The sequence below is a fragment of the Streptomyces sp. TAA204 genome (assembly GCF_000424965.1).
Window position 1 is genome coordinate 432,956 of the sequence record NZ_AUKW01000004.1, and the last position, 12,312, is coordinate 445,267.

The 12,312-nt window shown below is 70.8% G+C and carries 11 protein-coding genes; 7 read left to right on the forward strand and 4 right to left on the reverse strand.

Features of this window, described 5'->3' with window-relative positions:
• Window positions 1–45: 45 nt before the first annotated feature.
• Window positions 46–1,056 carry a peptidase gene (locus tag H343_RS0110270; protein ID WP_028431056.1) on the forward strand — a complete coding sequence of 337 codons (1,011 nt, stop codon included), beginning with the start codon at window positions 46–48 and terminating at the stop codon, window positions 1,054–1,056.
• Window positions 1,057–1,087: 31 nt separating this feature from the next.
• Here the strand turns inward: H343_RS0110270 and H343_RS0110275 are convergent, their stop codons facing one another.
• Entirely contained in the window at window positions 1,088–2,008 is a 921-nt protein-coding gene (locus tag H343_RS0110275) for a transglutaminase family protein (RefSeq protein ID WP_028431057.1), read from the reverse strand.
• A 92-nt stretch (window positions 2,009–2,100) separates the two neighbouring features.
• On the opposite strand from H343_RS0110275, the gene H343_RS0110280 reads away from it, so the two are divergent.
• Window positions 2,101–3,405 carry an acyl-CoA thioesterase/BAAT N-terminal domain-containing protein gene (locus tag H343_RS0110280; RefSeq protein ID WP_028431058.1) on the forward strand — a complete coding sequence of 435 codons (1,305 nt, stop codon included), beginning with the start codon at window positions 2,101–2,103 and terminating at the stop codon, window positions 3,403–3,405.
• A gap of 124 nt (window positions 3,406–3,529) precedes the next feature.
• Here the strand turns inward: H343_RS0110280 and rocD are convergent, their stop codons facing one another.
• A complete protein-coding gene (gene rocD, locus H343_RS0110285) occupies window positions 3,530–4,744 on the reverse strand; it encodes an ornithine--oxo-acid transaminase (RefSeq protein ID WP_028431059.1) in 1,215 nt (404 codons plus the stop codon).
• A 361-nt stretch (window positions 4,745–5,105) separates the two neighbouring features.
• Here rocD and trpS point away from each other — a divergent pair, with 361 nt between their 5' ends.
• The 3 genes from trpS to H343_RS30000 all read left to right on the forward strand — a co-directional run bounded on the left by trpS (window position 5,106) and on the right by H343_RS30000 (window position 7,935).
• Window positions 5,106–6,119, forward strand: coding sequence for a tryptophan--tRNA ligase (gene trpS / locus H343_RS0110290; protein ID WP_028431060.1), 1,014 nt, complete (start codon window positions 5,106–5,108; stop codon window positions 6,117–6,119).
• A 68-nt stretch (window positions 6,120–6,187) separates the two neighbouring features.
• Window positions 6,188–6,805 (forward strand): 2'-5' RNA ligase family protein, encoded by a 618-nt coding sequence (locus H343_RS0110295; RefSeq protein ID WP_028431061.1) that lies wholly within the window; start codon window positions 6,188–6,190, stop codon window positions 6,803–6,805.
• 62 nt (window positions 6,806–6,867) lie between these two features.
• Window positions 6,868–7,935: a YihY/virulence factor BrkB family protein gene (locus tag H343_RS30000; RefSeq protein ID WP_106958812.1), complete on the forward strand. Its 1,068-nt coding sequence runs from the start codon at window positions 6,868–6,870 to the stop codon at window positions 7,933–7,935.
• Here H343_RS30000 and H343_RS30005 read toward each other — a convergent pair.
• Window positions 7,817–9,358, reverse strand: coding sequence for a D-alanyl-D-alanine carboxypeptidase family protein (locus H343_RS30005; protein ID WP_486586850.1), 1,542 nt, complete (start codon window positions 9,356–9,358; stop codon window positions 7,817–7,819). The two genes, H343_RS30000 and H343_RS30005, sit on opposite strands and share 119 nt — an antisense overlap.
• Window positions 9,359–9,453: 95 nt before the next feature.
• Here H343_RS30005 and H343_RS0110310 point away from each other — a divergent pair, with 95 nt between their 5' ends.
• Window positions 9,454–9,750 (forward strand): SCO4848 family membrane protein, encoded by a 297-nt coding sequence (locus tag H343_RS0110310; protein WP_051264916.1) that lies wholly within the window; start codon window positions 9,454–9,456, stop codon window positions 9,748–9,750.
• 20 nt (window positions 9,751–9,770) lie between these two features.
• Window positions 9,771–11,138 carry a metallophosphoesterase gene (locus tag H343_RS0110315; protein WP_106958820.1) on the forward strand — a complete coding sequence of 456 codons (1,368 nt, stop codon included), beginning with the start codon at window positions 9,771–9,773 and terminating at the stop codon, window positions 11,136–11,138.
• 176 nt (window positions 11,139–11,314) lie between these two features.
• Here H343_RS0110315 and H343_RS0110320 read toward each other — a convergent pair whose 3' ends face one another.
• On the reverse strand, window positions 11,315–12,286 hold the full coding sequence (locus tag H343_RS0110320) for an ABC transporter substrate-binding protein (RefSeq protein ID WP_028431064.1): 972 nt from the start codon (window positions 12,284–12,286) through the stop codon (window positions 11,315–11,317).
• Between the last annotated feature and the right edge of the window lie 26 nt (window positions 12,287–12,312).

A 12,312-nucleotide genomic window follows, 5' to 3' on the forward strand; every position in this document is an offset into this window, starting at 1 on the left:
TGCCCGCACCACTCGTCTGCACCACCCCCCGCAGAAGGAGTACGCGTGAGACGCACAAGACGCATACGCACAGGCGCCGGAGCACTTGTCGCCGCGGGAGCCCTGATCGGGCTCACCCTTCAGACAGCGCCCGCCAACGCCGACTCCGCCGGCTCACCAGGCCCGGCACCGTCGAAGGCCGTGTCCCAGCTCGCCGTGCCGGAGGCCGAACAGGAGCGTGCCGCCGGCCACTGGACAGCGGAACGGATGCGCAAGGCCGTACCGCTCGACCTCCCCGCCGCCGGTTCCGCCGCCGTCGAGCGCGCCGGCAAGGCGGTGCCGCGCGGCACCGAGTCGAAGGTCGCACCGGTCGCGCCCCGGGCCGGAACCAAGGCGCTGCCCGAGGCGGGCGGGCCCTGGACGGGCGGCGGCGACGTCGTCCAGACCTCGGGCCGGGTCTTCTTCACGATGGACGGCCGCGAGGCGTCCTGCTCCGGCAACGCGGTCACCAGTGAGAACGCCAGCACGGTCATCACGGCCGGGCACTGCGTGAAGTATCAGGGCAGCTGGCACACCGACTGGGTCTTCGTGCCCGGATACCACGACGGCGAGGCCCCGCACGGCACATGGACGGCCGCCGAGACGCTGACCACTCCGCAGTGGGAGGCCAGTGAGGACATGAGCTTCGACATCGGCGCCGCAGTGGTCAGCCCTCTGGACGGCCAGAAGCTCACCGACGTCGTGGGCGGCCAGGGCCTGTCCTTCAACGCCCCCTACGACACCACCATGTACGCCTTCGGCTTCCCCGCCGCCGACCCGTACGACGGCGAGAAGCTGGTCTACTGCAGCGGCACGAGCTTCCGCGACTTCCTGCTCACCAGTGACCACGGACTCTCGTGCAACATGACGGGCGGCTCCAGCGGCGGCCCGTGGTTCACCGAGTTCGACGAGGCCTCGGGCACCGGGCTGCAGGCGTCGGTGAACAGCTTCGGCTATGTCTTCCTGCCGGACACCATGTTCGGACCGTACTTCGGGGAGGACGCCCGGACGCTGTACGAGACGGCTCAGGCCGGATAGCACCCGGACCCGAGCCGTCCGGCAGGGCTCCTCAAGCCTGCGGGTCGTCGCGCAGCCGCACCTCGCACTCCCCGTCGTAGGAGAGGTAGGAGGTGATCGTCTCCGGCACCCGCAGGCTCGGGGTGTTCAGGTACAGGGCACGGACACGTTCGAAGTCGGCGTCGACCGTCACCCGGGCCGCCTCGTCGAGCACGGCCAGTTCCGCCTCACCCGGCTCGTCCCCCGCGGAGCCGGCGGCGCCGCCGTCACCGGCGCCCCACGCGTCCCAGGGCAGCACCTCTGCCCGGTTGAGCGCGGCGAGGTCCCGTACGACGTTGGCCCGCACCATCCACATGCCCATGAGACCGAGGACGCTGACGCCGAACGTCTTCGGGTCGGCCTCGCCGCTGCGGCAGCGGCGCCAGCTCTCGCCCGCGACGAGGAAGCGGTCGCGCGGGAGGTCGAGGGGGTCCACGTCGACGTCGTAGGCCGACTCGATGCGTGAGTCGGGCACCATCTGCGGGTCCATGAGGACCCAGCCGCGCTCGGGGTGCAGATACTCGGTCACCCAGTGGTCGTCGTGGAATCCCTGTGCGAAGTAGGTGGCGTAGCCGCACCGGATACGGGCGGGGGTGCCGGTGTGGCGGAGCAGCGCGCAGTGCAGCAGTGCGAAGTCGCGGCAGGTTCCGGCGAAGCGGTCGAGGGGCCGGCGGGGTGCCGTCAGCGGGGCGTCGTCGAGCCGCGTGACGATGTCCAGGATGTCGACTATGTAGCGGGTTTCGGCCTCCTCCCGGTAGCGGGACTCGGGCAGCGCACACCCGAACCGCCCGGCCTCCTCCCGGTGGATGAGCAAGTTGCGGACGAGCAGGGCCAGTTCACCGGGACCGGAGGGAAGTTCCGCGAGCCTGTCGGACGAACCGGGATCACTGTGGACGCTCTGCGTTAAATAAAAGTCACGCTCTGCGGGCAGCATGCGCGACAGCGTGTCGGATATCGGCCCGGATTTCCAGCCGGGAGGAACGGCCGATTCCGCTGCGCCGGAACACGGTGCGTATGGTGCCCGGCGTGGGACGAATCGGGAACGCGCACAAGGCCGCCGCCGCCCTGTTGGTGCTGGCGGCGGGCACGGCATGCTCGGAAACGGGCGGTTCGCACGACGCGCGCCGCCCGGACAGCGACCGGGTGGCCATCCGGGTCGACCGCCCCGAGGCCCTGGCGGACGAGAGATTCCGCGTGAAGATCGACGGACTCGGGGCGCACGACCGGGTCACCGTCGCCGCCCACACCGAGGACCAGACCGGCCGCCCCTGGAGCGCGGAGGGCGAGTTCACCGCGGACGCGGGAGGCAGGCTCGACCTGGGGAAGCAGGCACCGCGAGGCGAACGCCCGTACGCGGAGCCGGACAGCATGGGGCTGGTCAGCGCGATGCTGCCGCGCCGCGGGCCGGGGGTGAAGATGATCGGCAGCGGCGACGCCTTCTCCTACCACCCGCCCGCCCCGGCGCAGAAGCGCGCGTACGGCCTGCGGCTGACCGTCAGCAGGGACGGCGACCAGCTCGCCGGCCGTACCGTCGAACGCCGCTGGCTGCCCTCGTCCGAGAAGGTGCGGCACCGCAAACTCACCGTCGCCGAGGACAAGGTCGACGGCGAGATGTACTCCCCCGCCACGGGCGCCCCCCGGCGTGCGCCCGTTCTGGTCTTCGGCGGTTCCGAGGGCGGCAACTCCGGTGAGTACGCAGCCGCGTTGCTCGCGGCACGCGGCCACCCCGCGCTGTCGCTGTGCTACTTCCGCTGCGGCGAGGGCTCGGGGCGGCCGGACGCGATCGACATGATCGACCTGGGCTACTTCACCCGTGCCGCCCGCGTCCTGGCACACGAACCCGCTGCGGACCCGCAGCGGCTCGCGGTGATGGCCAACTCGCGCGGCAGCGAAGTGGCCCAGCTGCTGGGCCAGCGCCACCCCTCCGTCTTCCGCGACGTCATCGCCTACGCGCCGTCCGCCAAGGTCAACGGGCCCTATCTGGCAGGGCCTTCGGGCCGTGCGGCCTGGGCCGAGAACGGCCGTCCCCTCCCCGCCGGACCCATCGAACTCGACCAGGTGCGCGGCACCGTGCTGGCGGTCGCGGGCGGCAACGACAAGATGTGGGACTCCGCCGCGTCGGCCCGCCGCATCGCCGCGCAGCACAACGCGTCCGGCAAGAGGCACCGGCAGCTCAGCTACCCCGGGGCGGGCCACCACGTGAACTGGTTCCCCTACGGACAGCCCGGCCAGGAAGGCGGCGCGAACGGCAGCGTCGTGGCCACGTCAGCCGCGGACCAGGCAGCCCGCGAGGACAGCTGGTCGCGCGTGCTGAAGCTGCTCTCCCGCTGAGACGGGCCGGGCGTGCGGCCTCGCACCCCCGGCCCGTCCTGCCACGGTCCGTCCCGCCACGGGTTCCCCCGCAGGCCGGCGGACTGCCCGGCCCCCGGGGGGCCGGCCCGCCCCGGAGGGGCGCTCAGCCCTGGAGGACCGCCTCGAACTGCTCCAGGCCCCAGTCCAGGTCCTCCTTCGTGACCACCAGCGGCGGCGCGATGCGGATCGTCGAGCCGTGGGTGTCCTTGACCAGGACGCCGCGCTTCATCAGCTTCTCCGACAGCTCGCGGCCCGTACCGTGCGCGGGGTCGATGTCGATGCCCGCCCACAGCCCGCGCCCGCGCACCTCGCGCACGGCTCCGCCGCCCAGCAGCGTCCCCAGCTCGCGGTGCAGATGCTCGCCCAGCTCCTTGGCCCGCTGCTGGTACTCACCGGTGCGCAGCATCGCGACCACCTCCAGCGCCACCGCGCACGCCAGCGGGTTGCCGCCGAAGGTGGAGCCGTGCTCCCCGGGCCGGTACACGCCCAGCACGTCACGGGAGGAGACCACGGCCGAGACGGGTACGACGCCGCCGCCCAGCGCCTTGCCCAGCACGTACATGTCGGGATGCACGCCCTCGTGCTCGCAGGCGAAGGTCGCCCCGGTACGCCCGAGGCCCGACTGGATCTCGTCCGCGATCATGAGCACGTTCCGGGACCTCGTCGCCTCGCGCACCCCCGCGAGATAGCCCGCCGGCGGCACCAGCACGCCCGCCTCGCCCTGGACGGGCTCCAGCAGCACCGCCACGGTGTCCCGACCGTGCTCGTCGAGCGCGGCCTCCATGGCGGCGAGGTCACCGTAGGGGACGACGACGAAGCCGGGCGTGTACGGGCCGAAGTCCGCACGTGCCTCGGGGTCGGTGGAGAAGGAGACCACCGTCGTGGTGCGGCCGTGGAAGTTGTTCTCCGCGACGATGATCTTCGCCTGGCCGTCGGGCACGCCCTTGCGCCGGTACCCCCACTTGCGGGCCGTCTTCACGGCCGTCTCCACGGCCTCGGCGCCGGTGTTCATGGGCAGCACCATCTCCATGCCGCACAGCTCGCCGAGCTGCTCGCAGAAGTCGCCGAAGCGGTCGTGGTGGAAGGCGCGGGAGGTCAGGGTCACCCGGTCCAGCTGCGCCTTGGCCGCCTCGATCAGCCGCGGGTTGAGATGCCCGAAATTGAGCGCCGAGTATCCGGCGAGCATGTCGAGATAGCGCCGCCCGTCCGAATCCGTCACCCAGGCCCCCTCGGCGGAGGCCACGACGACGGGCAGAGGGTGGTAGTTGTGGGCGCTGCGCGCTTCGGCGGCGGCGATCAGCCCTTCCGAGGTGGACATCCGGGGTCTCCGTTCGTCTCGTGTTGTCCCGCGGCTCCCGCGCCTCTGCTCACGTTGTCCCGTGACGGAGGCGGGGGATGCCTCTTTCTATCGTCCACCCACCGCCCCGCGAAGAAACTTCCGCCCCGGCAGTGGCCTCCCGGGACCGCGTCGCCACCGGGGGCGCACGTCCGCGGCCGTGGCCGGACGGAGCGGGGCGCCGGACGGAACGGACGGAGCGGACAGGCCGAGGCAGGCGGGCGGACGGAAGCAGACGGGGAGCGGAGGGGGAGCGAAGGGCCGCGCACGGCGGACGACACGGTGCCTCAGCTCACTGCACAAGCGTGCACACCGGCCCCCCGGGACCTGAGACAATGGGCGCATGCCCAATGACCGTCCGCGTGTGCTCTCCGGGATCCAGCCCACATCGGGTTCGTTCCACCTCGGCAACTACCTCGGCGCCGTGCGCCAGTGGGTTGCCCTGCAGGAGTCCCACGACGCCTTCTACATGGTCGTCGACCTGCACGCGATGACTCTCCCGCAGGACCCGCGGGAGCTCCGCGCCAACACCCGGCTCGCCGCCGCGCAGCTGCTGGCCTCGGGGCTCGACCCCGAGCGGTGCACCGTCTTCGTGCAGAGCCACGTCCCGGAGCACACGCAGCTGAGCTGGCTGATGGAGTGCCTGACGGGCTTCGGCGAGGCGTCCCGGATGACGCAGTTCAAGGACAAGTCGGCGAAGCAGGGCGCGGACCGCACGTCGGTGGGCCTGTTCACGTACCCGATCCTGCAGGTCGCGGACATCCTGATCTACCAGGCCAACCAGGTCCCCGTCGGCGAGGACCAGCGGCAGCACATCGAGCTGACCAGGAATCTCGCCGAGCGCTTCAACAGCCGCTACGGCAGGACCTTCACCGTCCCCGAGCCGTACATCCTGCGCGAGACGGCGAAGATCTACGACCTTCAGGACCCGTCGGCCAAGATGAGCAAGTCGGCCTCGTCCCCGAAGGGCATCATCAACCTGCTGGACGAGCCGAAGACCTCGGCGAAGAAGATCAAGAGCGCGGTGACCGACACCGGCAGCGAGATCAGCTTCGACCCCGAGGACAAGCCCGGCATCAGCAATCTGCTCACGATCCACGCCACGCTCACCGGCACCGGTATCGCGGAACTGGAGCAGAATTACGCGGGCAAGGGTTACGGTGCGCTGAAGACGGACCTCGCCGAGATCGTCGGCGACTGGGCCGCCCCCTTCCGTGACCGCACACGGGAGTATCTGGACGATCCCGAGACACTCGACTCGCTGCTGGCGAAGGGCGCCGAGAAGGCACGAGCCGTGGCCGCGGAGACACTCGCACAGGCATACGACAAGGTGGGGCTGCTGCCCACCAAGCTCTGAACCTGACCGCGCACAGCACGCGGTACGGAACGAAGAGACAGACCTGAACACGCAGAAGGGAGAACGAGGTGGGGACCGTCACGCTCGGCGTATCGATCGCTGTCCCCGAGCCGCACGGCAGTCTGCTCCAGCAGCGGCGTGCGAGCTTCGGCGACCCCGCAGCCCACGGGATCCCCACCCACGTCACCCTGCTGCCGCCGACGGAGGCGGACCCGGCCGACCGCCCCGACATCGAGGCGCATCTGTCGCGGGTGGCCGCGGCGGGGCGTGCGTTCGAGCTGCGTCTGGCCGGCACGGACACCTTCCGTCCGATCTCCCCGGTCGTCTTCGTGCGCCTCGTGGCGGGCGCGTCCGCCTGCACGTGGCTACAGGAGCAGGTGCGGGCGCCCGAGGGCCCGGTCGCGCGCGAGCTGACCTTTCCGTACCACCCGCACGTGACGGTCGCGCACGGCATCTCCGAGGAGTCCATGGACCGGGCCCAGGAGGAGCTCGCGGAGTTCGAGGCGTCCTGGACGGCCACCGGCTTCGCGCTGTACGAACAGGGCGCCGACCTTGTCTGGCGGCTCCAGCGGAAGTTCACCTTCGGCACCGGTGACGAGGGCTCGCCGTCGTTGTCGGCCGTGCCGCGTCAGGTCGCACAGCCCCTTCCCTCCGGCGACGAGGCGGGTTTCGCGCCGCTGCGCTGATCCGGATCGCGATCGGGGGGCAAGGCCGGGGTGAGAACGCGGAGTGCGGGTAACCGCTGATCATGGAATGGCTCACGAAGCTGCCGTGGATCGGCCCCCAGGCGGAACGGTTCTTCCGGACCCGTGTCTGGCGCGTCTACCTGCACCTGGACGAGCGCAAGTGGACGCGGCTCGCCGCGGCCATCACCTTCACCAGCTTCCTGTCGCTCTTCCCGATGCTCGCCGTCTCGGCCGCCGTCGGGGCCTCGCTGCTGTCGCCGGAACGCATGCGGACGCTGCAGGACACCATCAGGGACCAGGTCCCGGGCATCTCCGAACAGCTGGACATCGAGTCCTTCGCGGAGAACGCCGGCACCATCGGGCTCGTCGCCGGTCTGGCGCTGCTCTTCACCGGCGTGAACTGGGTCGGCACGCTCCGCGAGAGCCTGCGTGCGCTGTGGGACCTGGAGGAGGACCCGGGCAACCTCGTCGTCCTCAAGCTCAAGGACCTCGGCGCGCTCCTCGGGCTCGGCGCGGTCGGACTCTTCTCCCTCGGCGGCTCCGCCTTCGCGGTCAGTACCGTCACCTGGCTGGCACGGCAGCTCGGACTCGCCGAGGGCGGCATCGGCACCGTCCTGCTCAGCGCCGCCGGATACACAGCCGCCGTGGCCGCCGACTTCGCGCTGCTGTGGTACGTGCTGACCGTGCTGCCGGGCGTACGCCCGCCCCGCCGCGCGACCGTCCTCGCCTGCGTGATGGGCGCGGTCGGATTCGAGCTGCTGAAGCTGCTGCTGGGCGGCTACCTCCAGGGAGTCGCCGCCAAGAGCGTCTACGGAGCGTTCGGTACGCCCATCGCGCTGCTGCTGTGGATCAGCTTCATGGCGAAGCTGATGCTCTTCTGCGCCTCATGGACGGCAACTCAGCGGACCCTGAAGCCGATCGAGGAGATCGACGCGCTGGGCAGCGGGGCGCCCGGACCGGCGGAGACGGAGCGCGCCGCCCCCAGCCCGCACGGCGAGCCCGCTCAGGACGTCACTCGGGCTTCCGAGCGGCCACCCGGTCCGGACCGGACTCCGGACCACCGGAGTCGGCCTCCGGACGACCGGAGTCGGCCTCCGGATCCGGGTCGGGGCCGTCCTCCGGCGTCGTAGCGGAACCGGACGCCTGCTTCGCGGCGGAACCGGACCCCTGCTCCGGGCCGTGACCGAACGGAAGGCGTCCGAGCCGCGACAGATCCGGCATCGGCCACCTGCGGTGCACCGCGTAGGCGATGCCCGCCAGGAGGACCAGGCAGACACCGGTGACGCCGATGGCGACCCCCACGCCGCCCGAGCCGCCGTCGGAGCCGCGCTCCTCCTGGCCCCCGGCCTCGCCCGCGGGCTTGGCGTCCTCACTGTCGCCGGGCTTGCCCGAGGTGCCCGTGCTGCCCGGCGCCACCAGCTCACCCACCGGCTCCACCTTGTCCGCCGCCTCGAAGCCCCAGTCGAAGAGCTTGGCGGTCTCCTTGTAGACCTCCAGCCCGCCCTGCTCGTCGTCGGGGTGCATGCACGTCACGAGCAGTACGCGGTCGCCGCGCTGTGCGACGCCGGTGAAGGTGGCCCCGGCGTCGGACGTCGAGCCGTTCTTCACGCCCGCGATCCCCGGGTAGGGGTCCAGGCCGATGTCGCCCGTCAGCAGCCGGTTGGTGTTCTGGATCTCGTAGGTCTCGCGCTTCTTCTTGCCCTTCTTCTCCTCACCGGGGAACTGGGCCCGCGCGGTGGCCGCGTAGTCGCGGAAGTCGGACTTCTGCATTCCGGCACGGGCGAAGAGGGTCAGGTCGTAGGCCGAGGAGACCTGGCCCTTCTTGTCGTAGCCGTCGGGGCTGACGACGTGCGTGTCCCGCGCGTTCAGCTTCTCGGCCTTCTCGTTCATCTCCCGTACGGTCTTGTCCTTGCCGCCGTTCATCGCGGCGAGCACGTGGACCGCGTCGTTCCCCGAACGCAGGAAGACGCCCCGCCACAGGTCCTCCACGCTGTAGGTCTGACCCTCCTTCACACCCACCAGGCTGCTGCCCTCGCCCATGCCCTCCAGGTCGGAGCGGGTGACCTTGTGCGTGGCCGACTTGGGGAACTTCGGCAGCACGGTCTCGGCGAAGAGCATCTTCAAAGTGCTGGCCGGCGGGAGCTTCCAGTGCGGGTTGCGCGCGGCCAGCACCTCACCCGACTCGGCGTCGGAGACGATCCACGCGCGCGAGGTGACGCCCTTGGGAAGCCCCGGCGGTTTCTCTCCCGGTGCGGGCCGCATCTGGGTGCCGGGCACGCCGAGGCGCTTCCCGCCGACGGCGGACATCCGGGCGGGAGGTTCGGGGTCCTTGTCCTTGTCCTCCGCGTCCTCCGCGTCCTCCGCGTCGGCCACGGCCACCCCGGACGCCGCGGACGTGATATCGCTCACACCTCCGGGTGCTGCGGTGGGCGGTGCGGCTTGGGCCGAGCCGGCGAGTCCGGCGGGCAGCAGAAGCGAGAGGGCGACGGCCGCCGTGGCGGCGGGCATGCGGAGGGCGCAGTGTGAGGAAGTCGGCACAGAGCGAAAGTACATGCCCTTCGAACACTTGTGGACCGCCAGGCCCCCCGGGAAGGCGGCCCGATAGCCCCTCCCGGCGACCTTCTTAGCCCGATAGCCATACTTGACCCATGCGCCAGCCCTCCGGGACGCGGTCCTCGCGTCCTCCCACGCTCAGCCGTCGCGTGTCCTGGTTCCTGTTCGCCTTCGGAATCTGGTCGTGGTTCCTGTGGATCACGTTCGTCAGGAATCTGTGGAAGGACAGCAGCGGACTCGCCTTCGACGACGCCGGTGACCCCACGGGCTACTTCTGGGTCCATCTGGTGCTCGCCGTCACCTCGTTCCTGCTCGGTACGGCGATCGGTTTCATCGGACTGCGCGGGCTGAGGGCGCCGCGTGGCCCGCGGGCGGAAGACGAGGGAGTCTGACCGTGTTCTTCACACTGCTCATGATTCCGGTGCTGCTCGGGCACTGGTACCTGTGGCGCCGTCTCGTACGTGACGTCTCGCTGCCCCGAAGCCGCTGGCGGCGCACCGGCACGGTGCTCGTCTTCGCCCTGTCCGGCCTGGTGTTCGCCGCGTTCGTCGCGCGCCGCAGCGCGCCCTTCGTCGTGGAACAGGTGCTCGCCTGGCCGGGCTATCTGTGGGTGGCGATGATGCTGTACCTCTTCCTCGCCCTGCTGGTGGGGGAGTTCGTACGGCCGGTGCTGCGGCGGGTGCTGGAGCGGCGGGCGGCCTCCGCGGAACCTGGAGACGCTTCCGGGAGCGACGGCTCCGCCGCCCCCGCGGCGGAGGAGCCGCTGGAGGCCGAGACCCAGGCGCCCGGCGACGGCGGCGGAGGCACGGCCCTCGCGACGGAGACGAAGACCGCGGGCACGGACGTCCGCGACACCGCCGAAGCCGAACCGGGTGCCGCCGGCGCGACGGGGCCTCCCGCTGCGCCCGGAGGCGCCGACGGCCGGGGCGGCGCCGGGAGCGCGGCCCCCGCGGACCCCTCGCGGCGGCTCTTCGTCGCCCGTACGGTCGCCGCCGGTGCCGCCCTCGTCGCCACGGGGACCGTCGGCGCGGGGGCGTACGGCGTGCTCAACGGGCCCACCCTGAAGAACGTCACCGTGCCGCTGGCCAAGTTGCCGCGCTCCGCGCACGGTTACCGCATAGCGGTGGTCAGCGACATCCACATCGGCGCGATTCTCGGACGGGGCCACCTCCAGCGCATCGTCGACACCATCAACAGCGCCCAGCCCGATCTGATCGCCATCGTCGGCGACCTGGTCGACGGCAGTGTGGAACACCTCGGCGCCGCTGCCGATCCGCTGCGCCGGCTGAAGGCGCGCGACGGCTCGTTCTTCGTCACCGGCAACCACGAGTACTTCGGCGACGCGGCGGAGTGGATCGACCGCCTGGGAGAACTGGGCGTACGCACTCTGGAGAACAGCCGCCTGGAGATGCCCGGCTTCGACCTCGCGGGCGTCAACGACGTACAGGGCGAGGAGGAGGGAGAGGGGCCGGACTTCAACAAGGCGCTCGGCGACCGCGACACCTCACGCGCGTCCGTGCTGCTCGCCCACCAGCCGGTGCAGATCCACGAGGCCGTCGACCACGGCGTGGACCTCCAGCTCTCCGGACACTCGCACGGCGGCCAGATGTGGCCCCTCAACTATCTCGCGGCACTCGCCAATCCGACCGTCGCGGGGCTGGAGCGCTACGGGGACACCCAGCTCTACGTCACGCGCGGAGCGGGCGCCTGGGGACCGCCGGTGCGGGTGGGGGCGGAGTCCGACGTCACCATCGTCAAGCTCGCCTCCAAGAGGGCCTGACGAACGGGCCGTACCCAAGACCCCGGGGCGCCGCCCCGCACCCCGACGGGCCCCGCACACCGTGCCCCGCGAGCAGAAGGCCGGGATCACCGCCCCAGCGGTGTCCCGGCCCCTTCTGCCCTCGGCGGCGGCCCCGGAGGGCCGCCCTCAGGCATACGCCCCGGCGGCGCGGCGCGTCACTTCTTCGGCAGCCACTTCTCCCAGGTGTCCTTGTTCTCCTTGGCCCACTTCTCCGCGGCGTCCTCGGAGGACATCCCGTCGCCCGCGATCCACTGGGCGACCTGGTTCTGCTGGTCCGTGGACCACTTGAAGTTCTTCAGGAACTCTGCGGCGTCACCGCCGTTCTCCGCGAAGTCCTTGTTCATGTACTTCTTCAGCGGAGTGTTCGGGTAGGCGCACTTGGTGTCCTCGACCGGCTCGTCGCAGCCCTCCTTGTACGGGGGCAGCTTGACCTCGACGAGGTCGAGTTCCTCGTTCAGCCACTGCGGGGTCCACCAATAGGTGATGAAGGGCTTCTTGTCCTTGACGTTCTTCTTCATCTCGGTGATCTGGGCGGCCTCGCTGCCCGCGTACACCGGCTTGAAGTCGAGGTCGAGGTTCTTGATGATGTGCTTGTCGTTGGTGGAGTACGACGGTGAGCCCTCCAGGAGCTGGCCCTTGCCGCCGCTCTCCGTCGTGCGGAAGTCCTCGGCGTACTTGTTGAGGTTCTTCCAGTCCAGTACGTCGGGGTTCTCGTCCGCGAAGTACTTGGGGACGTACCAGCCGATGTGGCCGGTGACGCCCAGGTCACCGCCGTCGACGACGGTCTTCTTGTCCTCCAGGTACTGCTTCTCCTTCTTCGGCACACCGCGCCAGTCCTCGAGGAGGGCGTCGGCCTTGCCGCGGCCTATCGCGTCCCAGGCGACGGGCTCGTCCATCTGCTGGGCCTTGACCTTGTAGTCCATCTCCTCTTCGAGGATGTGCTTGGCCACGGCGACGTTCGCCTCGGCGCCCACCCAGGACGGGATCAGGAGGGTGACGTTCTTGTCGCCGGCGGACTTGCCGGTGTCGGCGGCGCCGCATCCCGCGGTCGCGGCGGCCAGACCCAGCACCCCCACTCCCGCGAGGACGGACCGGAGGACTCGGTTGCTTCTGCTGGCAGTGCTCATGTCTTGATCGCTTTCTTCACTGGGGG